This is a genomic window from Marivirga aurantiaca (genome assembly GCF_016679925.1).
GTDB classification, from domain to species: domain Bacteria; phylum Bacteroidota; class Bacteroidia; order Cytophagales; family Cyclobacteriaceae; genus Marivirga; species Marivirga aurantiaca.
Genome location: NZ_JAEQBW010000002.1, coordinates 581,944 through 606,626 on the forward strand (window position 1 = coordinate 581,944; position 24,683 = coordinate 606,626).

Annotated in this window: 24 protein-coding genes; 18 read left to right on the forward strand and 6 right to left on the reverse strand. The window is 39.6% G+C overall.

Annotation, left to right across the window (positions count from 1 at the left end):
- Positions 1-351: 351 nt before the first annotated feature.
- Together JKA74_RS07915 and JKA74_RS07920 are read right to left on the reverse strand one after the other, a co-directional pair.
- Positions 352-1,080, reverse strand: a complete 729-nt coding sequence (locus JKA74_RS07915; protein ID WP_201430622.1) for a hypothetical protein — start codon at positions 1,078-1,080, stop codon at positions 352-354.
- Between the two features lie 66 nt (positions 1,081-1,146).
- Positions 1,147-3,432: a DUF5916 domain-containing protein gene (locus JKA74_RS07920; RefSeq protein WP_201430623.1), complete on the reverse strand. Its 2,286-nt coding sequence runs from the start codon at positions 3,430-3,432 to the stop codon at positions 1,147-1,149.
- A gap of 239 nt (positions 3,433-3,671) precedes the next feature.
- Here JKA74_RS07920 and mbhE point away from each other — a divergent pair, with 239 nt between their 5' ends.
- The 7 genes from mbhE (at position 3,672) to mnhG (ending at position 9,673) form a co-directional block, all read left to right on the forward strand.
- On the forward strand, positions 3,672-5,978 hold the full coding sequence (mbhE, locus tag JKA74_RS07925; RefSeq protein ID WP_201430624.1) for a hydrogen gas-evolving membrane-bound hydrogenase subunit E: 2,307 nt from the start codon (positions 3,672-3,674) through the stop codon (positions 5,976-5,978).
- A complete protein-coding gene (locus JKA74_RS07930; protein WP_201430625.1) occupies positions 5,975-6,388 on the forward strand; it encodes a Na+/H+ antiporter subunit B in 414 nt (137 codons plus the stop codon). The genes mbhE and JKA74_RS07930 overlap by 4 nt, the downstream gene beginning before the upstream one ends.
- A 1-nt stretch (position 6,389) precedes the next feature.
- Positions 6,390-6,725: an NADH-quinone oxidoreductase subunit K gene (locus tag JKA74_RS07935; protein WP_201430626.1), complete on the forward strand. Its 336-nt coding sequence runs from the start codon at positions 6,390-6,392 to the stop codon at positions 6,723-6,725.
- Positions 6,726-6,729: 4 nt separating this feature from the next.
- Positions 6,730-8,244 (forward strand): proton-conducting transporter transmembrane domain-containing protein, encoded by a 1,515-nt coding sequence (locus JKA74_RS07940; protein WP_201430627.1) that lies wholly within the window; start codon positions 6,730-6,732, stop codon positions 8,242-8,244.
- 331 nt (positions 8,245-8,575) lie between these two features.
- The gene (locus tag JKA74_RS07945) at positions 8,576-9,067 is read left to right on the forward strand and encodes a Na+/H+ antiporter subunit E (protein ID WP_201430628.1); all 492 of its coding nucleotides are present in this window, start codon (positions 8,576-8,578) and stop codon (positions 9,065-9,067) included.
- Positions 9,064-9,342: a monovalent cation/H+ antiporter complex subunit F gene (locus JKA74_RS07950; protein ID WP_201430629.1), complete on the forward strand. Its 279-nt coding sequence runs from the start codon at positions 9,064-9,066 to the stop codon at positions 9,340-9,342. The genes JKA74_RS07945 and JKA74_RS07950 overlap by 4 nt, the downstream gene beginning before the upstream one ends.
- The gene (mnhG, locus tag JKA74_RS07955; protein WP_201430630.1) at positions 9,332-9,673 is read left to right on the forward strand and encodes a monovalent cation/H(+) antiporter subunit G; all 342 of its coding nucleotides are present in this window, start codon (positions 9,332-9,334) and stop codon (positions 9,671-9,673) included. Before JKA74_RS07950 ends, mnhG begins: the two co-directional genes overlap by 11 nt.
- A gap of 116 nt (positions 9,674-9,789) precedes the next feature.
- Here mnhG and JKA74_RS07960 read toward each other — a convergent pair whose 3' ends face one another.
- From JKA74_RS07960 to JKA74_RS07975, 4 genes are all read right to left on the reverse strand, one after another.
- Positions 9,790-10,254 (reverse strand): flavin reductase family protein, encoded by a 465-nt coding sequence (locus JKA74_RS07960; RefSeq protein WP_236587597.1) that lies wholly within the window; start codon positions 10,252-10,254, stop codon positions 9,790-9,792.
- Positions 10,255-10,391: 137 nt separating this feature from the next.
- The gene (locus JKA74_RS07965) at positions 10,392-10,595 is read right to left on the reverse strand and encodes a dodecin family protein (RefSeq protein WP_201430632.1); all 204 of its coding nucleotides are present in this window, start codon (positions 10,593-10,595) and stop codon (positions 10,392-10,394) included.
- A gap of 72 nt (positions 10,596-10,667) precedes the next feature.
- The gene (gene ligD / locus JKA74_RS07970) at positions 10,668-11,573 is read right to left on the reverse strand and encodes a non-homologous end-joining DNA ligase (RefSeq protein WP_201430633.1); all 906 of its coding nucleotides are present in this window, start codon (positions 11,571-11,573) and stop codon (positions 10,668-10,670) included.
- 2 nt (positions 11,574-11,575) lie between these two features.
- Positions 11,576-12,169: a DNA polymerase ligase N-terminal domain-containing protein gene (locus tag JKA74_RS07975; protein WP_201430634.1), complete on the reverse strand. Its 594-nt coding sequence runs from the start codon at positions 12,167-12,169 to the stop codon at positions 11,576-11,578.
- A 110-nt stretch (positions 12,170-12,279) separates the two neighbouring features.
- Between JKA74_RS07975 and JKA74_RS07980 the strand changes: the two genes are divergently transcribed.
- The 11 genes from JKA74_RS07980 to JKA74_RS08030 all read left to right on the forward strand — a co-directional run bounded on the left by JKA74_RS07980 (position 12,280) and on the right by JKA74_RS08030 (position 24,364).
- Positions 12,280-12,735 (forward strand): MgtC/SapB family protein, encoded by a 456-nt coding sequence (locus JKA74_RS07980; RefSeq protein ID WP_201430635.1) that lies wholly within the window; start codon positions 12,280-12,282, stop codon positions 12,733-12,735.
- Between the two features lie 405 nt (positions 12,736-13,140).
- Positions 13,141-13,848 carry an SDR family oxidoreductase gene (locus tag JKA74_RS07985; RefSeq protein ID WP_201430636.1) on the forward strand — a complete coding sequence of 236 codons (708 nt, stop codon included), beginning with the start codon at positions 13,141-13,143 and terminating at the stop codon, positions 13,846-13,848.
- Positions 13,849-13,887: 39 nt separating this feature from the next.
- A complete protein-coding gene (locus JKA74_RS07990; protein WP_201430637.1) occupies positions 13,888-15,003 on the forward strand; it encodes an NAD-dependent epimerase/dehydratase family protein in 1,116 nt (371 codons plus the stop codon).
- Between the two features lie 27 nt (positions 15,004-15,030).
- The gene (locus tag JKA74_RS07995; protein WP_201430638.1) at positions 15,031-17,058 is read left to right on the forward strand and encodes an SDR family NAD(P)-dependent oxidoreductase; all 2,028 of its coding nucleotides are present in this window, start codon (positions 15,031-15,033) and stop codon (positions 17,056-17,058) included.
- The gene (locus tag JKA74_RS08000) at positions 17,058-18,065 is read left to right on the forward strand and encodes an MDR/zinc-dependent alcohol dehydrogenase-like family protein (protein WP_201430639.1); all 1,008 of its coding nucleotides are present in this window, start codon (positions 17,058-17,060) and stop codon (positions 18,063-18,065) included. Before JKA74_RS07995 ends, JKA74_RS08000 begins: the two co-directional genes overlap by 1 nt.
- Positions 18,066-18,072: 7 nt before the next feature.
- Positions 18,073-19,098, forward strand: coding sequence for a Gfo/Idh/MocA family protein (locus tag JKA74_RS08005; protein WP_201430640.1), 1,026 nt, complete (start codon positions 18,073-18,075; stop codon positions 19,096-19,098).
- On the forward strand, positions 19,082-20,182 hold the full coding sequence (locus JKA74_RS08010; protein ID WP_201430641.1) for a glycosyltransferase family 4 protein: 1,101 nt from the start codon (positions 19,082-19,084) through the stop codon (positions 20,180-20,182). Before JKA74_RS08005 ends, JKA74_RS08010 begins: the two co-directional genes overlap by 17 nt.
- 5 nt (positions 20,183-20,187) lie before the next feature.
- Positions 20,188-21,321 (forward strand): CgeB family protein, encoded by a 1,134-nt coding sequence (locus JKA74_RS08015; protein WP_201430642.1) that lies wholly within the window; start codon positions 20,188-20,190, stop codon positions 21,319-21,321.
- A complete protein-coding gene (locus JKA74_RS08020; protein ID WP_236587599.1) occupies positions 21,318-22,427 on the forward strand; it encodes a CgeB family protein in 1,110 nt (369 codons plus the stop codon). Before JKA74_RS08015 ends, JKA74_RS08020 begins: the two co-directional genes overlap by 4 nt.
- Positions 22,428-22,447: 20 nt before the next feature.
- Positions 22,448-23,551 carry a CgeB family protein gene (locus tag JKA74_RS08025; protein WP_201430643.1) on the forward strand — a complete coding sequence of 368 codons (1,104 nt, stop codon included), beginning with the start codon at positions 22,448-22,450 and terminating at the stop codon, positions 23,549-23,551.
- A 6-nt stretch (positions 23,552-23,557) separates the two neighbouring features.
- Entirely contained in the window at positions 23,558-24,364 is an 807-nt protein-coding gene (locus tag JKA74_RS08030) for a TIGR04290 family methyltransferase (RefSeq protein ID WP_201430644.1), read from the forward strand.
- The last annotated feature ends 319 nt before the right edge of the window (positions 24,365-24,683 follow it).

Consider the following 24,683-nt stretch of genomic DNA (forward strand, 5'->3'; position numbering starts at 1 on the left):
TCATAGGCGAATTTAATTCCTGTATCTACTGATTAAAATAATTTAATCTGGTTTTTAAATGAAAATTTATTTTTCATGAGAAGCCTATCTATGGCTCTTTATTGAAATTAATTATACATTTTGTACAGAGCTCTTAAAATTTACTACAATACCTGCCCTTGACTGTTTCCCTGGAATAACCTTCGATATCCGTCCTCGATTGTGTACCCACAATCGAGCGTAAATATGATAGAGAAGCCATTGATTTTTACATTTAATATTAACTTAAACCCTAACAAAAGCATTTGTGTGGACACAAATGCAGACGGCTGGATGACTTCAATCGTATCTCCCACAATTGAGTATGAAAAATCACCTCATCTTCCGTGTCCTTTTTTCCAACTGTTTAATTTTCTCCACGAATTGCAGTTGAAGCTCATTGATAAAATCAGTCGGATCTTTGTAAGTATGTAAAACCTGATAGCTGTAGGAGTTTTGAAACTGATCTATTTCGGCCAGCAAACGTCCTTTCTTTTTTTGCAGGGAATCTTTTCTCAGTTGATCATCGGGTGCATTTACCTCGGAAACTTTGACTGAACTGTTTTTCAGGATAATATGATGATAAAAATAAACCAGCTCATCCAGGTCACCGCTTTTATAAATGTTATTTAAGCGGGCAGTCAGGTCTGAAGCATTTTGCAATTGATCCAATTCACTATTATGGCTGATTTTATCAGGATGCACCTGCACCACAGCTTCTTTATAAATCCTTTTGAGTTCTTTTTGGTTAACAGGGTCAAATTTCTTGACAGTTAAAGAGGGTGGGTTAGCCTGGGGAAATTGAGAGGGAGGCTTATAGTTTTTCCCTCTTTTCTTTTGCTCCAGCCGCTTATTCTTTTTCTCTTTTTTATGTTGTTTGTGGAGGTCTGACAATTCCTCTATCTGATCAATTTCTGAACTTAGCTGTCTACGAATGAGTGTCTCAAATCTCCATACCTCAGCTCCAATTTGCTGCAGTTTCTTTTCAAGTTCCTCAATTTCAAACTGTAATTGCTGGATTACATCTTCACTGAGAGATTGAGTTTTTTGAAGCTTGTTCAATGGAATTGGGTTTGGAGTTAAATATACGAATTATAAAGAGCCTAATTGAACGCTTTCTGTTCTAACCTACAAATTCAGCCAATAGTTTATCTTCAATACCAGTGCTCTGTTTTTGGTGTTTTCACCAGGCATAAAATCTATTGGTCCGTTAGGAGCAAAATTTTCTGTGTAGACTAAAAACAGATCCGATGCCGGGGCAAAGCGCCATTGAAAGCGCAAATTATAATTCACATTGTCGAACCGGTTATTATATTGGGCAAAGCCAGTAAAGAAAACAGCATCTGTTAGGGTGAGATCCAATCTGGGGCCAATCAGATAAAATTTGGCAGAACCAAAACCTTCGGGAAGCCGGATATCATTATAATCAAAATCCACTGAAAAAGAACCATAGGGCTGGAATCTGTAACTAAGGTTGCTGAATGTATTCAAGCGATTTCCATTATAGAATCCACCATAGGTAGTACCAACCTCATAAGTAAAGGTATTCTTTCTGTCTGACGCATAATAGGCTGTCATATTACTCCAGGTGTAATCTGTACCCTGTAACATGAGGCTATCACCTTTGGGGGTGATCGGATTAAAATCAAAGAACATGTATTCATACTTTCTTGCTACTTCAAACGAGGCATAGGAAGTATTGGTAAAATTCATTTGATACTGCAGGCCTAAGGAGCGATCCGTAACACGCTGGAAATTAGCATCAGTGGTATAACCAATATCGAAACTTACTTGCGTATTGATAATGGCTTTATTTTCAGGATACATGATGTAAGTAGGGCTAAATGAACCTTGGTTATAGCCCACTCTCGGCACAAAACCCATTTCAGCATTAAAGCCATCGCCAATGGCTGTATGCGACCACATAATAGCAAAATTTCTTTGCTGATAGCGCAAAAATGCACCGTGGTTATAGGCACTTTTCTTATTCCACGCATCAAAAGAATGTTGGTAATAGAAATCACCAATCCAACGCGTGTCCTCAGTAAATAAATTAAACTCAGCACCTATTACCCGATTATATAATTTAAAGGAGGTGATGGTATCATTTCCATGTATTTCCCTTCTGGCAATCTGAGGATTGTAGGCCGATAATTCCTTGCTCTGATCAACTCCTAAATTATCCTTGTTGGCAAAAACGAAGGCAACATTAGATCGTTTCAATACATTTTGCTGGAGCGCCAATACACTATAATTCTGATAGGGGAGGTTTAAATCCTCTCTTTTATCAGTGAGCATATTAAGTAATCCCACTCTTAATTTATCGTTTACTTTTCCACTTAGCCTTGCCCCGCCTAATATAGGTACTTGTTCCGTTCTGCCTAGTGTGTCAGTAGTAATCCCAATTCTTCTGGAGAAAAATGCCCTTGATTGAGGGAAACCAAACTTGCTGAATAAGTCCGCATTCTCCAGGAAAAATTGTCTTCGCTCTGGAAAACGCACCTCAAAACGACTTAAATTGATTACCTGTCTGTCCACTTCCACTTGTGAGAAATCCGGATTAACAGTTAAATCCAAATTTAAAGCCGGAGTAATTCCAATTTTCGCGTCAAAACCAGCATTGGCACCTAAGCCTTTATCCAATTCAGGGTTTTCATAGTTGCGGTTAAGATCACCCAATACATAAGGGATTACTGAAATATTAGTGCCAGCCGGAGGTGGAGGTTCCGGCCAAATCACTTTGCCACTAAAGGCCAGCGCGGAGGCCGTATATTGTTGTTCAACTGCTATCCAGCTTGAGCGTTCATTTCTTTTCAGATGATTTCTGAAAAACTGGATATTCCAGCTTTTATTTTTATCGGTATATCTTATTGATTTGAAAGGAATGGCTATTTCTGCCACCCATTTTCCTTCATGTATCTTAACTTTTGAATACCATTTGTTGTCCCAGTCAGCATTCACATTGACTCCTTCATCAATAGTGCCTTCACTTTGTACACCATAGGGGCTGATGCCAAAAGTAAATCCATTGGTGAAATCATTATAGGGATCAAGATAAATGGAGAAGTTCTCATTGAGTGCCCATTCAAAATCCCTTCTTAAAGATTGTACTACATAACCCTCATCACCATCGTAGCAAATGATGCCGAAATAGAAATTTTCATTATCGTAAGTCATCTTTACTTCTGTTTCCATTTCTGCCGGTCGATCATCTGTTGGGATGTTCATATAAAAGCCGGTAGCCAATTCAGCATTTTTCCAGCTATCTTCATTCAGCTCGCCATCCAATATAATAGGATCTGTTGCGGGCTTTAATTCATAAGTGGTAAGCTGTGCCTTATTTTGGGCATTAAGTGCTAAAGAACCAATGTAAAGAATACCAAATAGAAAAAAGATACGAGCCACTACTTCCATGCTGCAATGCTATGAAAAATTTGATTGTTTTACACGAGAAATTTTATGAAAGGGCAATTTAGTCTAATGCCATTTATAAAGCATAATTGGATGAAACCTTAATAAGCCTGCTTTAACAGTATATATGTAACACAACTTAAAAGATGAACGTCTAACTTTAAGGGATATACTTTTTCAGCTAAGCAAGTATTTACTTCATTGCTGCTAATTCCGGCCATTAATAAACAGAAAACCATCATATGTTGATATGTATTTTATCTGTAGTTATAATCGCATTTTTAGTTCCTCTGCTCCATAGGTTCCTGGGAAATAAAACAGCTTTTGCGCTAGCCATCCTTCCCTTCACCATTTTTGTTTGGTTGCTAATACAATACCTCAATAATTCAGCTTCATTTCCCTTAAAAGAATTATATAAGTGGAACCCTTACTTCCATCTCAACCTGGCATTTTACCTGGATGGACTGAGTTTGCTGTTCAGTTTATTAATTAGCGGCATAGGTACCCTTATCTATATTTATGCCGGATTTTACATGAAAAACGCTGCCTACTATAGTCGCTTTTTTATGATCCTCACCTTATTCATGGCCTCAATGCTTGGGCTGGTATTGGCGGATAATTGGCTTGTCATCATTGTTTTTTGGGAAATGACCAGTATCACCTCATTTCTATTGATTGGCTACGAAAATGAGCAGGAAAAGGCAAGAGCTGCTGCATGGCAGGGTCTTTTAGTAACAGCATCTGGTGGGCTTGCTTTATTGGCCGGCATGGTGTTAATGGCAATAGTCACTGGAGAATACAGTATTTCAGGCTTAGCTCAATACAGTGGATTACTTACTGAACATAATTTATATCTACCAATACTGCTATGTGTTTCCTTTGGGGCATTTACAAAATCGGCCCAGGTACCCTTTCATTTTTGGCTGCCCAATGCAATGGCTGCCCCAACTCCGGTGAGTGCCTATTTGCATTCAGCTACTATGGTTAAAGCAGGGATATATTTTTTCGCACGCTTCTCAAATAGTCTGGGCAATACAATTGAATGGCAAATCTTGCTTTGCACAGTGGGTAGTTTAACAATGGTTACCGGGGCTGTAATGGCTTTTCGCTCCGATAATTTGAAGAAACTGCTTGCTTATTCTACTATAAGTGCGTTGGGGATAATGGTAGTAACTTTTGGAATTGGCACAGAAGCAGCCATTTATGCTGGCATTGCTTATATTATAGCTCATGCTTTTTATAAGTCATCCTTATTTATGCTGGCAGGTATTATAGATAAACAAACGGGTACCAAATTATTAAGTGAGCTCCCTCAATTATTATATAGAAAATTGCCATTGGCATTTGTACTGGTATTGACTGCTGCCTTTTCATTAGGTGGAATAGCGCCTTTTTTTGGCTTTGTGGGAAAGGAAATGTTGTTGGAAATGACCTTAGGTGCTCCTTTTTATTCTATGGCATTAACGGTAGTGATTTTATTAGTAGGAACTATTTTTGTAGCTATTCTGCTGATTCTTACACATAAAGCTTTCTTCAAAAAAGCAACTGATAAAAAAACTGATCTTCAACAGGTTCCGAAATTTTTTTATTTGGCTCCGGCAGTTACAGCATTAGCGGGCTTGTTCTTTGGGTTATTTCCTGATGCCTTATCTGACCTCATTTCGCAAGCTTCCATCAGTATCGATCAGGAGCTTCCTCCAAAACACCTAGCCCTTTGGCACGGCTGGAATCTGGCTTTATTACTTAGTATCTTCTCTATTATTGCCGGGGTGGGCTTGTATTACTGGAACATCAAAAAGTCATATGAACTTCAATCTGAATTTTTAAAGAAATTTACACCATCAGCCATTTATGATAAGTTATTTAATGGGATGCTTCGTTTAGCGGAATGGCAGACTAGAAAAATCCAAACAGGCTATTTACGGTACTATGCGATGTTTACATCGCTAACGATATTATTGCTTACCGGATTTACCTTTCTATTTAAAGCAGGTATTCGATTAAATATTGCTACTATTGATATTTATGTTTTTGAAGTATTGCTGGGGATTATAGTGATGATGGCCCTGGGATTCACCTTAATTACAAGATCCAAAATTGCAGCCTTATTGTCCTTATCAATAGTTGGCATTGCTATTTCTATCATCTTTCTGGAAGCGGGAGCACCCGATCTGGCCATTACTTTTTTCCTGATTGATACTTTGACTATTACCATCTTTGTATTGATTTTACATAAGCTACCGAAAAAAATAATTGCTAAAAGCATATTTGCAAAATATAGGGATGCTTTCATTTCTTTAGGAATTGGGCTTTTGGTCACCTTGATATTGTTTTCCCTCACCTATCATCCGTTGGACTCCAGGCTGAAGGCCTATTATGCTGAAAACAGCTATACCCTGGCCAAGGGCAAAAACATAGTAAACGTGATACTGGTTGATTTTCGGGTGCTGGATACTTTTGGAGAAATCATAGTGCTGGCAATTGCCGCTTTGGGAGTTTTCGCCCTTGTTAATTTTTCAAAGAAAAAAAAGAAAAACAGAACTCTATGAAATCTTTTATTCTCATCATATCCGCCCGGGTCATAGTGCCGGTCATGCTTATTTTCTCTGTATTCTTATTGTTCAGAGGTCATAACTTGCCGGGAGGAGGTTTTATTGGTGGTTTAACAGCTGGTGCGGCCTTTGTGCTCCATGCGTTCGCATTTGGAATGGAAAGCACATTTAAAGCCTTGCGAATACGACCGGTGAAAATTATTGCTATAGGATTGCTCTTGTCATTCTTAAGTGGAGTCATCGGATTAGTAACAGGGGAAGGCTTGTTTAAAGGCTACTGGCTGGATTGGGATGTCTCGTTCTTACCCAAGCTGGGCAGTCCGTTTTTGTTTGATGTGGGTGTTTATGTACTTGTAATGGGCATAGTAATGGTGATAATTTTTCCAAATATTCAAGAAGATTCATAAAATGGAATTTCTACTTTCAATATTGACAGGTTTATTGTTTGCAGCTGGAGTTTACCTCTTATTGCACAGGGATTTTGCTAAATTGGTGATGGGTATTGTCATCATTGGTAATGCAACTGCCATTTTTATATTTGTGGCAGGTAGGATTGTACGTAAATCTGCTCCTTTTCTTGATGAACAAGGGGTAGCACCAGACACTTTTGCAGATCCCGTTCCGCAAGCATTAATCCTTACCGCTTTAGTAATTGGTTTTGGTATTCAGGCATTTGCTCTTTTGCTTTTTAAGAAAGTGTATGACATACCTGATATTGAAGAAGTTGACGACCTGAAAAAATAAAGGAATGGAATATTCTGAGTCAATGATACTTTTTCCTTTAGTTCTTCCTTTCCTAACAGCTTTATTATGTCTGTTTTTAGTGAGAAGAATATTTGCTCAGCATTTTATCTCCATTTTAGGCTCATTGGCACTAATGGTCTGTGCTATATTTTTATTGATTGAGGTAGAGGAACAGGGCATGCTGGTTACACAAGTAGCCGGTTGGGAGGCACCATTTGGTATTACTATGGTTATTGATATGTTCTCAGCTATTATGATTGCTATTAGTGCTTTTGTAGGGTTTGTAGTAAATATTTATTCCCTACAGGACATCCGGAATAAAAGAAAATATTTTGGCTATTTTACCTATTTTCATTTTCTGATCATGGGAGTGAATGGCGCTTTTATAGCTGGGGATATCTTTAATTTATATGTGTGGTTTGAGGTAATGCTGATAGCCTCTTTTGTTTTGCTGGCTATTGGCAATGGAAAAGAGCAGCTGATAGGTACGGTTAAATATACACTGCTTAGCTTTATCGCTTCAGCTTTTTTGCTGATAGGGGTAGGGATGATTTATGGTATTAGTGGCAGTCTCAATATGGCTGATATCGCCCTTTATTTTCAACAAAACTGTAACGATCCTTTAATTACGGTGGCCGCTATGCTGTTTTTGCTGCCATTTGCGATTAAATCGGCACTTTTCCCGGTTTATTTTTGGTTGCCGGCTTCTTACCCGGCTCCACCCATAGCTGTTACTGCACTTTTCTCTGGTTTATTGACCAAAGTGGGGGTTTACGCGCTTCTGCGTTGTTTTACACTTCTGTTTATTCATGATGTGGAATATACCCATACTATTTTATTGGTAGCAGCAGGCTTAACTATGTTAAGTGGCGTACTGGGTGCGGCTTCTAAAAAAGGTATGCGCACTATCTTATCTTTCCACATTATCAGTCAGATAGGATATATGGTGTTAGGATTGGGTTTATTCACCCCTTTAGCCATTGCGGGAGCTGTTTTTTACATCATCCATAACATTTTGGCCAAAACCAATTTATTTTTAATTACAGGGGTGGTTGAAAAAATAAAAGGGAGTTCCAGGCTGGAGGAAATTGGAGGTCTGTATAAAAATTTCCCTTTGCTTTCCTTGCTCTTTTTAATTGCTGCTTTATCATTGGCCGGTATTCCGCCTTTGTCAGGCTTTTGGGCTAAATTCATTTTAATAAAAGCAGGTTTTGAAGTGGAGTCTTATTTTGTGATTGTCATCGCTATTATTACTGGTTTGCTCACCTTATTCTCGATGACAAAAATTTGGATTTATGCCTTTTGGGGAGAAAGTAAAAGTGTGAACAAGCACGATTTAATAAGTAACGAAAGTAGTTTGTTCAGGCAACAATGGAGGTTAGTTCTGCCAGTGCTACTTATGGCTACGGCCACTCTCTTTATTGGGCTTTATCCAACGCATTTAATGAAATATGCAAGCCTGGCAGCCGAACAGCTGATGGATCCATCTATTTATATTCAAAAAGTGTTAGGGAAATAATGATAAAGATCGCAGTCTTTGAACTAAATCTGAAAATAGATAACAGGTCTTTTGTTACATAGTAGCAATTAGCAGAGGTTAAAGCACAATGATTCCATGGTCGGTGGCGCACCGACCATCGCACTCAAATAGCTACCTTTTCTGCTTCCGGTCGGTGAGCCACCGACCGGGGGTTACAGCTAATGGATCCATCCATTTACATTCAAAAAGTGTTAGGGAAATAATGATAACGATAGTTGAATTCAATGCTGTTAATTTAAGCCAATAGTGTTCTTTAAAGGAGAGGGATAGAAAACTATTATTGAATTAGCCGTTAATAGAAGAAGATATTATGAGAACTTTTATCATTCATTTGACTGCTACCATTATACTTGGTGTACTGTTGCATGACATTTTAGTAACAAAGGCTTCCGGGATAGCTGAATTTTGTATTTACCTGGCATTCATGCTGCTGCTTTGGTTAACAAGCTGGTTATATAACAGAACCTATTTCCGCCAATTTAAGGGTGCTGTTTTGTTGTTTTTTTACCTCATCAAAGAGCTCTTTGTCTCTAACCTGAAAGTGATTTATTATGTGATTACCCCTGGCCTACAGTTCAGGCCTGCTATATTGGAACTACCACTGGATATAAAGTCGGAAGCCGGAATTGCCTTATTGGCAAATATGATTACACTTACACCCGGCACACTTACACTTGAAATAAGTGAGGATAGAAAATTCCTTTATTATCACACCTTAAATGTACCTGATAATGATTTAGAGGAAGCCAAAAGGCAGGTAAAAGAAGGATTTGAGAAAAGAATAATGGCGATAGTGCAATGAATTATTTTGAAACACTTCTATGGGTAGCATTGCTTGCATTGATTGTAGCATTTTTCATCACTATGATCCGTTTTGTTTATGGCCCTACTTTTATGGATAGGGTAGTAACATTTGATCTGATGACCGCTAACCTGGTTGGGGTTATTGGAATTTATGCTATGATTTCAGATGATGCCATGCTATTGGATGTAGCTTTAGTGTTGGCATTGATCGGATTTTTCGGAATTATGGCCTTTGCCTATTATACAAGAAAAAGAACTAAAAATGATCGTTGAAATCCTTATACTGATTTTCGTTTTCTTAGGAGTATTTTTAATTTTTGTGGCTACTCTTGGTTTATTCCGACTGCCTGACCTTTATACCAGAATGTCAGCTGTTACCAAAGCAGTTTCTTTTAAAGTTGGATTGATTATGTTAAGTACAGCCATATATTTCAATACTTTACCTGTGGTGCTTAAATCAATTATTATTGTTTTTCTATTATTGCTAACCACTCCTGTTTCTTCGCACCTTCTGGCGCGCGAGGCTTATATGAAAAAGATGCCATTATGGAAGAATACGATAGTGGATGAATTTAAAAAATACCTTGAGAAAAAGAGGAATTAGAATAATTCCTCTGAATCCAGAAATTGTTTGCAATCAAGGTCATTAAGGATGAGGGTTCTATTCTAGCCCTATCTTAACGACATTGTGCAAGCATTGGCATGAGCATCAATCATCCTTTACCCACCATAGTGATACTCTGTTTCCCATTCCATCAATGGTTCTGCATCAGGATTCCTGACACCTGAATTTACTACTTCAGCTATGAATATGGTATGGTCACCTTTATTAATAGCTTCTACCACTTTGCCTTCTACAAAAGCTGGCAAACGGGTCAGCAAAGGCGCTCCTGTTACTCCTTCTTCAAATAAACTTCCGTTGATTTTGTTTCCTTCCACCTCGGTGTCTTTGGAAAATTCCGGTATAAGTGGCTTTTCTGCTTTGCCAATTACATTAATGGCCAACACTCCGCTTTCAGCAATAACATTGACTAATTCCCCATCATTTTTAATCGCAGCCATCACTAATGGAGGATCAAAAGAAACCTGACTTACCCAACTTACTGTTGCCGCAGCAATATCCTCATTGTTTTTAGAGCTGACTATATAAAACCCATAGGAAATCTTTTTGAGTGCCTGTGTCATTGTGCTTGTTTTTTTAATTTCTCGGTTCATAATGAATGAAATTTGTCTAGGTGAAAAAATCTGTATAAAATTAACGGAAGCATACGCTAATATGCTTCCACAGAATTTAAAGCTTCTACATAAAAGAACCTTAATATTTAATCATTTAATTCAAATGAGATTTTGGCGTTTATACCGTATGATGTTACTTTGTTATCTGTTACTTTAGCTTTCATTTCGCTAACGTAAATAGATTTGATATTTTTGACAGATTTTGATGCTTGGTTTAAAGCAACTTGTACTGCATCGTCAAAGCTTTTTTCAGAAGCTGCTATCACTTCAATTACTTTTACAACTTTCATAATTTTGGATTTTAAGGTTAAAAAATAGTTTATTGTAGCTTCTAATTATCTACGACTGTTGCCAATTTATAGTTATCGGTTAAGCATCTTTTCTAATATTTGCATGGGTTTGCTGAGGCTTTTTCTACTTTTGTAATAGTTCTCCCATGGGTTCTCTTCATTTTCTATTCTTTTTTGGATATTGCTCAACGTGTATCTTTGAGCATTCATTTTTCCCTGAAGTTCTTTCCAGAATAAAGGTGTTGCCACAGGTGCTCCTTCAAGAGCTCGTACAGCATAAGGCATTACGGAAGTCTGAGCATAGCTATTTCTCATGTAGTCCAGGAATAGTCTACCTTTCCTTTTATCTTTCCGTATCTCGGTTGTGTAGTCATCAGGTTTATCATTAGCTATAATCTTACAAACACCGGATGCAAATTCTCTTACCTCATCAAAATTTTTATTTCTGATAATGGGGACAATTATGTGTAAACCTTTGGAACCTGTAGTCATAATAAAGGTTTTCAGATCTAATTCATCTTCCAGTAGCTTGCGAAAATCCTTAGCAGCTTGTATTACTACATTAAAATCATTGTCAGAAGGATCAAGGTCAAATACAAGCTTGTCCGGATAATCAATTTTATCTTTTTTACTTAGCCAGATATGGGGGGTAATGCAGCCCTGGTTGGCCAAATATGTAAGGCTGGCTTTTTTATTGATCATCACCATCTCAATTTCCCCATCTTCTTTCGGTACTTTTACAGTATCAAGCCAATCAGGAAAGTAATCAGAGGCTTCTTTTTGATAAAAGCTCTTGCCACCAATGCCATCAGGAAACCTATGCATGGTGACAGGTCTGTCTTTAGTATAAGGGATTATATGTTCAGCCATTGCCAGATAGTATTCAATTAAATCTATTTTACTTATTCCCGCTTTAGGAAATAAAAGCTTGTTTTGATTGGTAACCCCGACAATATAACGACCCACTTTTAAATCCATAATTATTCATTTTTTCCATTCGAAGAGGTGCTTATTTCTTTCATACTACGCCCTGTTTTTACAGATTCATTCTCTGTTTTAGCGGGCTTTCTTCTTGCATCGGCTTCTTTATCATCCTTTTTTATGATCAGCCAGTTATTGCCCATATTTGTTTTAATGAGGGTATAGCCTCCTGATATTTTTTTTCCTTCTAACCACACTTCCATTTTACCATCTTTATAGCTTTCTTCCAGTGATTTTTCCTCCTCATTTTCTTCCAATAGGTTTTTAAAAGTGCCGTTATCCCATACCATTACTGTACCTGCTCCATATTGACCTTCCGGTATAACTCCTTCAAAATCAATATAGTCTATTGGGTGATCTTCGGTGGGGATGGCTAATCGTTTATCTGCCGGATTGGTAAAGGGGCCTTTTGGGATTACCCATGATTTAAGCACACCTGCTATCTCCAGGCGGAAATCAAAGTGTAAATTTTGGGCATCGTACTTTTGAATCACAAATCGCGCTGAACCTGGTTTGCTATTACCTCCTTTGGGTTCCGGAGATTTCTTGAAATCCCTCTTTTTGTTGTATTCGGTTAAATTAGGATGACTCATGCTTCTAATAATTTATCATAATCTCAGAAGAAACTATTCTAATTTTTTTAACGCTATCTGCGGTTTGCCGTTAATTGAACAGCAGATTTTTTTAACATAACTATTTTTTTATGAACTGGAACTGGAATAGTCAATTGCTGATATTATTGAATGTTGCAATAGCAGCAGTACTTACAGGACTCATTGGAATAGAACGAGAATCAAAGAATAAACCGGCAGGATTCAGAACCAATATGATAGTAGGAAGCTCTGCCGCATTACTGTTGTCGTTGAGCAAAGTAATTGTTAGCAGCTATGCCTATAGCGACTTGTCAGAAGTGGTCCAGGCTGACCCAACAAGGATCATTGAAGCCATTATTGTGGGTATCAGCTTTATAGGTGCGGGTACTATATTAAAAGGTAGGGATGAAGATAAAGTGTATTATTTAACAACAGCTGCCACGGTCTTGTTTTCAGCTGCTATTGGAATAGCTGTAGCTCTTGAACAGTATTTATTAGCAAGTTCGGCTACTGTTTTGCTACTTATTATCAATAGACTGGTGAAGTATGTTTACAATAAACTCTAGATAGACAGCTTATTAAAGAGGTACGTTTTAGGGCAATGTCGTTAAGTTAAGATAAACTTCCTTCTCCCTTTGGAGAAGGATAGAGGTTGAGGGTTTATTTTAAAGCTTAACTTAATGACATTGCGTTTTAGAGGGAAGGCTATTGAATTCCGCTTACTTTCCGTCTGATTCTATCAGCCTTTCAAAAACAAATTGATAATCAAAGGGATAGTTACTTCTCAGCACTTCCTGAAAATTGTATTTAATCACTATTAATTAAGGCAAAAGAAAGGTATAGGAGCTGTAAAACTATACAATAATCATGAAAAATGATGTAAGAGAATCAATTCATATGAATCTACATTTGTACAAGAACCTTATGTAATCAACCTTAAAATAATTCTCTGATGTTAACTTTTGTAAGATATGACATTTGAAAACCTATCTTCTGTTGCAGTAATAACGGGAGGTAGCAATGGCATTGGTAAAGCCATATCATCTAAGCTGGCAGCTGAAAACATTCTAGTAGTTGTAGCAGATATTGTTCCTCCCAAAGAAGCACCTGAAAATGTGATTTTCAGACAGTGTGATGTAACAATAGGCGATGAGGTTGATGCACTGTACAAATGGATACTTTCAGAAATTGGGGCACCGGATTTACTTATAATCAATGCAGGAAAAGGCATCCATGAACAACTCATCGAGGGGGATCCCGAAAAATGGTTTGCTGTGTTGAACCTCAATATAATGGGGGCATTACGATTTATCAGAGCTTTTGTGCCACCCATGTATCAAAATAAATCCGGAAAGGTAGTCTTTATTTCTTCAGTTTCTGCAATGAAGGCCTACACTTATGGAAGCGTTTATAGCGCATCCAAGGCCGCACTGGATATGATAGCCGAAACCCTAAGACTGGAAACATTGCCCTACATTAAAGTCACTACTATAGCAGCCGGAATCACTGATTCAGATTTCTTTGATAACCAGCTGTTGGGGAACACCAGTATTGAAGAGATGGGCATGGGTAGCTTGTCCTGTAAGGATGTTGCAGAGGATGTATGGTATGCAATCAATAAAAAAGGCACGGCATCCATTAACAGACTGGTAACACGACCTTCCGGCCAAAGCTTTTGAATTTGAATAGAGTAAGAACCAACTTAAAATTAACGCATAATGAAAAAGAGAGTACTAATTACAGGTGGAGCAGGATTCATCGGTTCGCACTTAGCTGATGAACTGATAGCGTATGGATATAATGTAAGAGCACTTGACAACCTTTCTGAACAGGTACATGGCACACCCGCCAGAAGACCTGAATATTTACACCCTGAAGTGGAACTGATAGTAGGGGATGTAAGGGATGAGTTAGCGGTTCTGGAGGCACTTCGCGATGTGGATATTGTTTTTCATTTTGCCGCTATGGTGGGTGTGGGACAAAGTATGTACCAGGTCAAAGAGTATACAGAGGTAAATAACTTTGGGACATCAGTATTATTAGAGGCCCTTGTAGAGAAACCTGTTGAAAAATTAGTCATTGCTTCAAGCATGAGTGTATATGGAGAGGGTCTCTACAAAGATGAATCAGGTAATTTGGTACATGAATGTGAGAGGAAATTAAAAGACCTCCGCAATCAGAAATGGGAAATGTATACTGATGATGGGAAGCATTATATACCCCTGGCTACTCCTGAAAATAAAAAGCCTTCTCTGTCCTCGGTTTATGCACTTTCCAAGTATGACCAGGAGCGCATGGGTTTAATCATGGGCAAAGCCTATGATATTCCCACTACAGCTTTACGATTTTTTAATGTGTACGGCACTCGCCAATCACTATCCAACCCATATACTGGCGTATTGGCAATTTTTGCTTCACGCCTGCTTAACAATAACCCGCCTCTGATATTTGAAGATGGAATGCAAAAAAGGGATTTTGTGCATGTAAAAGATGTTGCAAGGGCCTGCCGCCTGGCGCTTGAAACCTCAAAATCCAATGACGAAGTCTTTAATATCGGAAGCGGTTATCATTATACTATTCATGAAATAGCCGAAAAACTTGCTAAGGTAATGGGCAAGGAGATATCGGCAGAGCTTACTTCAAAGTACCGTCTGGGAGATATAAGGCATTGTTTTGCCGATTTATCAAAAGCCAGGGAAGTGTTGGGCTATGAACCCATGGTTGACTTTGAAGATGGATTATACGAATTGGCCCAATGGCTGGAAGGACAAATAGCTGTAGATAGCGTGCACGAAGCTACAGAAGAATTGGCTTCAAGAGGGTTGACTGTATAAATTTATTGAACCATATAACTAAATGACATGGAAAAAATCAACGGTAAGCATAATACGCCTCCTATCGGGATTGTGGAATGGTTTCGTCCCGGACAATATGATGAAGTAAAGCAGGTCATAAAAGATTTAAAGAAACTAGGAATAAAACATATCAGAACAGGAATTTCATGGGCTGACTGGCACGTGGATGGTAGCCCTCAATGGTACGACTGGCTGGTACCTGAATTGGCAAAACATGTGGAAATATTGCCTTGCTTTCTATATACACCTCCCTCGCTGGGGGAGGCAGAGCGCTCTTCAGCACCCCCAAGGAATTTGAAATCTTTTGCCGATTTTATTGATGTAATGATTACCAGATATGGTGAATACTTTGATTGGGTAGAGTTATGGAACGAGCCCAATAATGTGGTGGAATATGATTTTACTTTAGATTACTCATGGAACAAATTTGCCCAAATGATTGATATGGCAGCTTATTGGGCAAAACACAGAGGTAAAAAAACATTATTAGGAGGCATGAGCCCGATTGATCCTAATTGGTTACAATCGATGACGGAAAAGGGTGTGCTGGAGCATATTGATGCAATAGGTATTCATGGTTTTCCGGATGTATTCGATCAACAATGGAATGGTTGGGAAGAAAATATACAATCAGTACGTGAGGTTTTGGGCAGGAATAACCTTAAAAAGGAAATTTGGATTTCGGAAGCAGGTTTTTCCACCTGGCAGGATGATGAAGTAAAGCAACTGGAGGAATTTAAAAAGGTAATCAGTTGCAAAGCCGATAGGGTATACTGGTACAGATTGAATGACCTGGATTCTCAATATGCTACTGTCGGAGGGTTCCATTTGGATGAAAGGGAATATTTCTTTGGCATGAAAAAGCAGGACGGTACTGAAAAACTCCTTTTTAAATTACTCGCCAAAGAAGGAGTTAAAAACATCCATCATCATACGTATATCAATAAACAATATAATATAAAGGAGGATGAAAAATATATCCTTATCACAGGTGGAGCAGGTTTTATTGGCACCAACCTGGCTGCCAGGCTTTTGAGTGAGGGCAAAAAGGTAATGGTTTATGATAATATTTCCAGGGCAGGAGTGGAACAAAATCTGCAATGGCTGCAAAAGGAATATGGAGATAAATTGATAGTTCAAGTTGCCGATATTAAAGAGGGAAGAGTTTTGGAAGCATGTGTGAAAAATGCGGAGCAGGTCTTTCATTTTTCTGCGCAAGTAGCGGTTACTTCTTCATTGACCAATCCCTCTCATGATTTTGAAGTAAATATCGTGGGAACTTTTAATCTACTGGAAGCCATTCGTAAGTCATCTCATAAGCCTCCATTGGTTTTTACTTCTACCAACAAAGTGTATGGGAATTTACTGGATTTAGGCCTTGAAACCGATAAAACCCGCTACTTCCCTACAGATAGTTTTTATAAAAAGAATGGTATTGATGAAAATCGCTCCCTCGATTTTCAAAGTCCTTACGGATGTTCCAAAGGCACGGCCGATCAGTATGTGCTGGATTACTCAAGATCCTACGGGTTAGAGACAGCTGTATTCCGAATGAGCTGCATTTATGGGCCACATCAGTTTGGTAATGAAAACCAGGGCTGGGTAGCGCATTTCCTCATTAGGGCGCTTGAAAATAAGCCTATAGTAATTTATGGAAATGGAAAGCAAGTGCGTGACATTTTGTTTGTGGAGGACCTTGTGGATGCTTTTATCCTGGCACAAAGAAACATAAAAACCCTGGCAGGAAATGCATTCAATATTGGAGGAGGGCCTGAAAATTCCGTAAGCCTCATGGAAATTCTTGACATTATTCAGGAGAAAACAGGAAGGAAAATGGACATTTCCTTTGAGAAATGGCGTACAGGCGATCAACAATATTATGTTTCCAATATTTCCAAATTTCAAAAAGCCACGGGATGGAAACCGCAATATACAATCAATGAAGGGGTTCAAATACTCATCAACTGGCTTTGTGAAACCAGGAATATTACGCTCACCGAAAAGAAAGTTGTATCTAAAGCCATGGCTGTATAATGGAAACATTAAAATATAAAAAGAAAACAAAAAACACTGAGCATCAGCTAATCCGATCGGTGGTAATTACCGGGCCGGAAAAAGTAAAAATAAAAGAGATACCTATGCCCCAACCGGCAGAAGGAGAAGTACGCATCAAACTGGAGGGATCCGGGGTTTGTGCCTCCAATATCCCTGTGTGGGAAGGAAGGGACTGGTTCAATTATCCTGTTGAAGCAGGATCACCCGGGCATGAAGGCTGGGGAACTGTTGATGGTTTGGGCAAGAATGTCACCGGCCTTAAAGTGGGTGACAGAGTAGCCTGTTTGTCATACCATGCTTATGCGCAATACGATATAGCCAAGGCTAATGAATTGGTGAAGCTTCCTTCCTTTTTGGACGGGAAGCCTTTTCCTGGTGAGGCATTGGGTTGTGCCGTGAATATTTTTAACAGGAGTGATATCCAAAATGGGCAGACAATAGCCATCGTGGGAACAGGATTCCTGGGACTCTTGCTTACTCAATTAGCTAAATCAGTGGGAGCGAAAGTCATTGCAATTTCCAGAAGGGATTTTTCCCTGCAATCTGCTGAGAAGGAAGGGGCTGACTATCTTATTTCAATGGATGACCACTATGAAATCATCAAAAAAGTTAAAGCGCTTACGAAAGGTCAATTCTGCGAGCGGGTTATTGAAGTGACCGGTAAAGAATGGCCATTAAATCTTTCCATAGAGCTAACGGCAGAAAAGGGAAAACTGATTGTGGCAGGATTTCACCAGGATGGCATGAGACAGTTAAATGTGCAATTGCTCAACTGGAGAGGGATTGATATGATCAGTGCTCACGAAAGAGATCCACAGCAATATATTAAAGGGATGCATGATGCTATTACAGCTATAAAAATAGGACAGATGAATCCGTTTCCCCTTTTTACACATTCCTTTTCCCAGGAAAATGCCCAACAAGCCTTCAGGCATTTGACAGATCGTCCGGATGGATTTATCAAGGCCTTGATTATTAACCACTAATTGAATTATGATAGCATTAGATCAAAAAGAAGAAAAAAAGACACTTTCCCTTGGGTTTATTGGTATAGGATGGATTGGCCGGAACCGTATGGAAGTATTGTTGAATGGCGGGCAGGTAAAAGCCGATGTGATATCTGAGCCATTTGAACAAAATGCCATTGAAGCATTGAAACTGGCACCTCATGCCCAAGTAATAGATAATCCTGTTGATGCTTACGCCAACCCGGAGCTCGATGGGGTGGTAATAGCCACGCCAAGTGCTTTACATGCTTCACAATCTTTAAATGCGCTTTCCTCAGGAAAAGCGGTGTTTTGCCAAAAACCATTAGGTAGAACGGCCAATGAGGTAAGGCAAGTAGTGAAAGCCTCTCAGAAATCCGATAAATTACTGGCGGTGGATTTATCCTATCGTTATACAAGAGCTTTTCAGGCGGTAAAGGAAACCATTCAGAATGGTGAGATCGGTCGGGTATATGCAGTAAATCTTGTATTTCACAATGCTTATGGGCCAGATAAAGACTGGTTTTATGACATGAGTCTGTCCGGTGGAGGGTGTGTAATGGATCTGGGCATACATCTGGTGGATATGGCATTATGTTGTTTAGAGTTCCCTGAAATAGAAGCTATAAGAAGCCATCTTTTCAGTAAGGGAGTGAAATTAGTACCGGGAGAGGAAAGAGTGGAGGATTATGCTAAGGTTTCTATGCTTACGGAGCAAAATACAGCTATTAACCTCGACTGTTCCTGGCATGTTTCGGCCGGCCGTGATGCGGAAATAGAAGCCACCTTTTTTGGGACAGATGGTGGGGTTTCCTTCAAAAATGTAAATGGTTCCTTTTACGATTTCAAAGCGGAAAAATACCATGGAACCCAAACGGAAGAATTAGTATCCCCACCTGATGATTGGAGTGGACGGGCAGGTTTGGTTTGGGCGAAGAATCTGTTGAAAGGAGTAGGCTATGATGCTATATCTGCCACGGAATTGGTGAAAACAGCAGAAGTAATTGACAGGATATATGGCAGGCAATCTTAAAATATTGATGACAGCCGATACCGTAGGAGGAGTTTGGACTTATGCTTTAGGTTTATGCAAAGCCCTGCTGAAATATGATGTGGAAATACATTTATTAACCATGGGTGCACTGCTAACAAAAGAACAATCCGCTCAAGTGCAGCAATTACCTAATGTAAACCTGTATGAAAGCAATTATAAGCTTGAATGGATGCAGGATTGTTGGAGGGATGTTCAGCTGGCCAAGCAATGGATTACCGCTATTTTCAGTAAGGTAAAGCCGGATCTTATACATTTTAATAATTACGGGCAAACATTAGGGAGCTGGAGCTGTCCTGTGATTACAGTTTATCATTCATGTGTGCAAACCTGGTGGAAAGCCGTGAAAGGAGAGATACCTGTACAAGATTGGCTCAGGTATATTGAAACAGTAAGAAATGCCATAGCTGCATCTGATGTGGTAGTAGCTCCCTCTAAGGGAATGCTGGAACAGGCAAGGAATGTGAATGGGAAATTTACCAATGCAGAAGTCATTTATAATGGTCTGGACATAGATATAAAAGATATGCCCCAAAAAGCGGAATTTATTTTGAGTGCCGGCCGAATTTGGGATGAGGGTAAAAATATTCAATTACTGTCGGATATCGCCAAAGAAATTCATTGGCCGGTTTGTATTGCAGGTAATAATATCGATCCTGATACGGGAGAAGCCCCAAAGTTGGAAAATGTTGATTTCCTGGGACAGCTCACTAATGAAGAAATGCAGGAATATATGGCCTATGCAGCTGTTTTTGTGATGCCTGCCAAATATGAACCATTTGGATTGGCCATACTGGAAGCAGCGAAATCATCTTGTGCTTTGGCTTTGGCCAGGTTGGATACATTACAGGAAATCTGGGGGGATGCGGCCCTCTACTTTGATCCCTTTGATGAAAGGGAGGCAAAATCAGTCATTCAGGAACTTGTTTCTAATGACAGATTAAGAATGAAGATGTCAGAAAAGGCATTTGAAAGGGCCAAAAAATATTCCGCAGAAAAAATGGCCCAAAACTATATGCAGCTTTATGAAAAGCTACTTGTTCCAATGAATCAAACATATAATTAGAAGATATGCAGATAGTACTTTTTTATCACTCACTTGCTTCCGACTGGAATCATGGCAATGCCCATTTTTTGAGAGGCACAGTAAAGGAACTGTTGAAGAGAGGACATGATGTAAAGGTTTATGAGCCGGAAAATGGCTGGAGCCTCAGCAATCTTGTTAGGGATTATGGAAAAGCAAAATCCAGAGAATACAAAGAGTATTACCCTACTCTGGATGCTTCCTTTTATGATCCTGAAGCACCTGATTTTGATGGAATGCTATCAGGTGTAGATTTAGTGATAGTGCATGAATGGAATAGGCACGAGCTGGTGAAGACGATAGGGGAAAAGAAAAATGAATATGGCTATAAGCTAATGTTTCATGACACTCATCACAGAGCGGTTTCCGATCCTGAAAGCCTGGCTGAATATGATTTTTCCAATTATGATGGTGCATTGGTTTTTGGAGAAGTAATCAAAAATATTTATCAGCGGGAAAAATGGATCAATCATGTATGGAAATGGCATGAAGCGGCAGATGCCGATCTTTTTGCTCCTCAACCGGCAACAAATAAGGAAGGGGATTTGGTATGGATTGGCAATTGGGGCGATGATGAACGTACAGAAGAACTGATGGAGTTTCTGATCCGGCCTGTGAAGGAACTGGGACTTAAAGCAAAAGTATATGGTGTAAGATATCCTGAGGAAGCATTGACTGCACTAAAAGATGCCGGAATAGAATATGGCGGCTGGCTTCCCAATTATAAAGTACCGGAGGTATTTGCACGATATAAAGTAACTGTGCATGTCCCACGGAGACATTATGTGGAATTACTTCCGGGCATCCCTACCATTCGTCCTTTTGAGGCAATGTCATGTGGTATCCCCTTAATATCTTCTCCCTGGCGGGATGTGGAGGGGCTTTTTACCGAAGGAGAAGATTATTTAACAGCCAGGGATGGCAATGAAATGAAACGACAGTTGCAAAAAGTACTGTTGGATGAGGAATTGGCAAAAAGGCTGTCGGAAAATGGCCGTCAAACCATTCTTGCCAATCATACCTGTACTCACCGGGTAAATGAACTGGAAGAAATAGTAAAAGAATTGGGGATTGATTCTACCTTAATTTATCCCTTACAAATTAACTCACTGGGAATATGAAAAATAACAGCAAATTGAATATCGCATTTTTTGGCTCCAGCATTGTTTCCGCCTATTGGAATGGAGCTGCTACTTATTACCGGGGAATTGTGAAAGCCCTTCATGATATGGGTCATCATATTACCTTTTATGAACCCAATATATATGAGCGCCAGGAATATAGAGATATAGATGACCCTGATTACTGTAAGGTGGTGGTATATCAGAAAAACCAGGAAATGCTGCGCAATATTTTGATAGAAGCTTCTGAAGCGGATGTAATAATTAAAGCAAGCGGGGTAGGTGCTTATGATGAATTGCTGGAGTTTGAAGTGGCCCATATGAAAAAGGAAAACAATCTGGTTATTTTTTGGGATGTAGATGCCCCTGCCACATTGGATAGAATTGAAAATGACGCTTCTGATTCTTTCGGAATGCTTATCCCTTATTACGATTATATCCTGACTTATGGAGGTGGACAGGCGGTTATTGATGCCTATAAAAGAAATGGTGCTCAGAAATGTATTCCTGTGTATAATGCATTGGATACTGATACTCATTTTCCGGTTACACCCAAACCACGTTTTGAGGGTACACTGGCATTTCTTGGAAACCGTTTGCCAGATAGGGAGGAGCGTGTGGAGGAATTTTTTCTCAAGCCAGCTGCAGCGCTTTCGGACTATCATTTTCTTTTAGGAGGAAGTGGCTGGAAAGATAAAGAGATGCCGGAAAATGTAGATTATCTGGGGCATGTTTACACTAAAGACCACAATGCCTTGAATTGCACGCCAGCCGCAGTATTAAATATCAGTCGTAACAGCATGGCCAAATATGGCTTTTCTCCTGCAACCAGGGTATTTGAGGCTGCGGGGGCCGGAGCTTGTATTATTACTGATTACTGGGAGGGCATTGATTATTTTTTTGAGCCGGACAAGGAAATCCTGGTGGCTCGTAATGGTGAGGAAGTCACTGAACTGCTCAGGAATCTGACTCCCCAAAAAGCGCAGGAAATTGGTGAAGCCGCCTATAAAAAGGTGTTGTCTGAACATACTTATCAACATAGGGCCGCTTTGCTTCAGTCCATTTTTAATCAATCCAAAACCATTGCCTCACAAGTGCAGGCTTAAATATTAACCACACAAGCAGAATGAAATTTGTTGTTATAGGATTATCCGTTAGTTCGTCCTGGGGAAATGGCCATGCCACTACTTACAGGGCACTTTTAAAAGAATTGTCTAAGTTGGGTCACGATATTCTTTTCCTTGAGAAGGATGTGCCTTATTATGCGGCTAACAGGGACATGCCCCAGCCTGAATTTTGCCGATTGGGGCTTTACCAAACCAATGAGGCTTTAAAAAATGATTATGAAGCTGAAGTGGCCAATGCCGATGTGGTGATAGTGGGCTCTTATGTGAAACAAGGTGTAGAAGTAGGCCAATGGGTAACAGCAACCGCCCAGGGGCTTACAGCCTTTTATGATATTGACACCCCGGTTACAATGGCCAAATTGGAAAAGGAGGATTTTGCTTATATCGATCCTGAACTTATTGCTTCCTACGATCTTTATCTTTCTTTTTGCGGAGGGCCTATTTTAAAGCACCTGGAAGCGTATTATTTTTCTCCCGCAGCAAGACCGCTCTACTGTTCTGTCGATCCGGATTTTTATTTCCCCGAAGAAAATCAAATTAAATGGCAATTAGGCTATCTGGGTACCTACAGCACAGACCGCCAGCCCACATTAGAGGAATTATTGAATAAAACCGCGAGGATTTTAAAAGACGATCAGTTTGTGGTGGCCGGGCCTCAATACCCTGAGGAAATTAACTGGCCGGAAAATGTAGAACGGATTCAACATCTGCCGCCATCACTTCACAGGCAATTTTATAACCAGCAAAGATTTACTTTGAATGTGACCCGGGAAGACATGATAAATGCGGGTTTCTCTCCAAGTGTACGTTTGTTTGAAGCGGCTGCCTGTGGTGTACCTATCATCTCGGATTACTGGGAGGGATTGACCTCCTTATTTGAAGAATGCACCGAAATTTTAATAGCCAGGGAATCCGCGGACGTTCAGCGTTATTTAAAAGGTATAGATGATGTGGCACGCAAACGGATAGGAGAGCAGGCAAGGCAGAAAGTATTGAAATATCATACCGCAAAAGCACGTGCGAAGGAACTGGTGGAACATGTAAAGGAAGCAATGGATATAAGGAAAAAGAAAACAGAGAAAAGTGTAGTGACAAAAACCTAAGTAAATATGACTGTGAAAAGAGAAATTGAAGCATTGGCTCCATGGTTCCATAATATTCATCTGCCGGATGGCAGCCAAACTGCACCTGAACATTTCCTCGGGGATTTCCCTGCTTTTAAATGGGAGAATATCCGGCATTCCCTCCCGGAAAACCTACATGGCTGGAAAATTTTGGATATTGGATGCAATGCTGGTTTCTATTCAATTGAACTGGCCAAAAGGGGTGCCGAGGTTTTGGGTATTGATCTGGATGACCATTATCTGAAACAGGCTAATTGGACGGCCAGGCAGTTTGGATTGGATGACCGCATCACTTATCAAAAAATGCAGGTATACGACCTGGCCCAGATGGAATGCCAATTTGATCTGGTGTGGTTCATGGGGGTTTTTTATCACTTACGTTACCCAATGCTAGCCCTCGATATCATTGCACAAAAAGCCAAAAATATGCTGGTTTTTCAAACCCTTTCTATGCCCGGTAAAGAAGAGATGGACGTGCCTCATGACATTCCGTTCAATAACAGGGCAGTTATGAGGGACCCTGCCTATCCTTTAATGGCCTTTATTGAAAACCGACTGGCAGGAGACCCTACTAATTGGTGGGCTCCCAACCATCAGGGCATACTTTCCATGCTGAGAAGCTGTGGTTTTAAGGTAACTGCCATGCCGGAGGATGAAACTTATATTGCGAAAAAGGACCATGATTCTCCAACAGATTTTAATACCTGGAATTATTCAGAATACCTTTCTGCAATAGGAAAGGACTGGCAGGAAGAAGTAGGCAAAAAAACAAAAGAGAAGAATGAAATTTGAAGTAGGGTAGTGGCTGGTAGATTTGCTACAGGTCAGCACCGCAGGTCAGACCGGTTTTAAAGCTTTGAGGCGGGATGTCTGATGTTTTCAACGTACCGACATCAATGCTTCACTGAAAGCCGTGGTTCGTGTCTCACGAACCACTAGTACTGCCAACTTTGATTCGACCATCTGACTCAAATAGCTATCTTTTCCTGTTTTGTGCGCGATGTCATCGCTCTAAATTCTCCCTACTGAATATCAACAACTTACGTCATTAAAATTTGAATTTTGGGTCACGCGGAGCTATTTTTAGCTCATGTTTGTGAGAAAAAACAAG

What these genes read in the sequence shown, in the direction of transcription:
- JKA74_RS08005 (WP_201430640.1), top strand. Translation starts at nt 18,073, where the DNA reads ATGATAGCATTAGATCAAAAAGAAGAAAAAAAGACACTTTCCCTTGGG.
- JKA74_RS07985 (WP_201430636.1), top strand. Translation starts at nt 13,141, where the DNA reads ATGACATTTGAAAACCTATCTTCTGTTGCAGTAATAACGGGAGGTAGC.
- JKA74_RS08025 (WP_201430643.1), top strand. Translation starts at nt 22,448, where the DNA reads ATGAAATTTGTTGTTATAGGATTATCCGTTAGTTCGTCCTGGGGAAAT.
- mbhE (WP_201430624.1), top strand. Translation starts at nt 3,672, where the DNA reads ATGTTGATATGTATTTTATCTGTAGTTATAATCGCATTTTTAGTTCCT.
- JKA74_RS08020 (WP_236587599.1), top strand. Translation starts at nt 21,318, where the DNA reads ATGAAAAATAACAGCAAATTGAATATCGCATTTTTTGGCTCCAGCATT.
- JKA74_RS07980 (WP_201430635.1), top strand. Translation starts at nt 12,280, where the DNA reads ATGAACTGGAACTGGAATAGTCAATTGCTGATATTATTGAATGTTGCA.
- JKA74_RS07935 (WP_201430626.1), top strand. Translation starts at nt 6,390, where the DNA reads ATGGAATTTCTACTTTCAATATTGACAGGTTTATTGTTTGCAGCTGGA.
- JKA74_RS08000 (WP_201430639.1), top strand. Translation starts at nt 17,058, where the DNA reads ATGGAAACATTAAAATATAAAAAGAAAACAAAAAACACTGAGCATCAG.
- JKA74_RS07940 (WP_201430627.1), top strand. Translation starts at nt 6,730, where the DNA reads ATGGAATATTCTGAGTCAATGATACTTTTTCCTTTAGTTCTTCCTTTC.
- JKA74_RS07975 (WP_201430634.1), bottom strand. Translation starts at nt 12,169, where the DNA reads ATGAGTCATCCTAATTTAACCGAATACAACAAAAAGAGGGATTTCAAG.
- JKA74_RS07930 (WP_201430625.1), top strand. Translation starts at nt 5,975, where the DNA reads ATGAAATCTTTTATTCTCATCATATCCGCCCGGGTCATAGTGCCGGTC.
- JKA74_RS07995 (WP_201430638.1), top strand. Translation starts at nt 15,031, where the DNA reads ATGGAAAAAATCAACGGTAAGCATAATACGCCTCCTATCGGGATTGTG.
- JKA74_RS07945 (WP_201430628.1), top strand. Translation starts at nt 8,576, where the DNA reads ATGAGAACTTTTATCATTCATTTGACTGCTACCATTATACTTGGTGTA.
- mnhG (WP_201430630.1), top strand. Translation starts at nt 9,332, where the DNA reads ATGATCGTTGAAATCCTTATACTGATTTTCGTTTTCTTAGGAGTATTT.
- JKA74_RS08030 (WP_201430644.1), top strand. Translation starts at nt 23,558, where the DNA reads ATGACTGTGAAAAGAGAAATTGAAGCATTGGCTCCATGGTTCCATAAT.
- JKA74_RS07965 (WP_201430632.1), bottom strand. Translation starts at nt 10,595, where the DNA reads ATGAAAGTTGTAAAAGTAATTGAAGTGATAGCAGCTTCTGAAAAAAGC.
- JKA74_RS08015 (WP_201430642.1), top strand. Translation starts at nt 20,188, where the DNA reads ATGCAGATAGTACTTTTTTATCACTCACTTGCTTCCGACTGGAATCAT.
- JKA74_RS07920 (WP_201430623.1), bottom strand. Translation starts at nt 3,432, where the DNA reads ATGGAAGTAGTGGCTCGTATCTTTTTTCTATTTGGTATTCTTTACATT.
- JKA74_RS07960 (WP_236587597.1), bottom strand. Translation starts at nt 10,254, where the DNA reads ATGACACAGGCACTCAAAAAGATTTCCTATGGGTTTTATATAGTCAGC.
- ligD (WP_201430633.1), bottom strand. Translation starts at nt 11,573, where the DNA reads ATGGATTTAAAAGTGGGTCGTTATATTGTCGGGGTTACCAATCAAAAC.
- JKA74_RS07950 (WP_201430629.1), top strand. Translation starts at nt 9,064, where the DNA reads ATGAATTATTTTGAAACACTTCTATGGGTAGCATTGCTTGCATTGATT.
- JKA74_RS08010 (WP_201430641.1), top strand. Translation starts at nt 19,082, where the DNA reads ATGGCAGGCAATCTTAAAATATTGATGACAGCCGATACCGTAGGAGGA.
- JKA74_RS07990 (WP_201430637.1), top strand. Translation starts at nt 13,888, where the DNA reads ATGAAAAAGAGAGTACTAATTACAGGTGGAGCAGGATTCATCGGTTCG.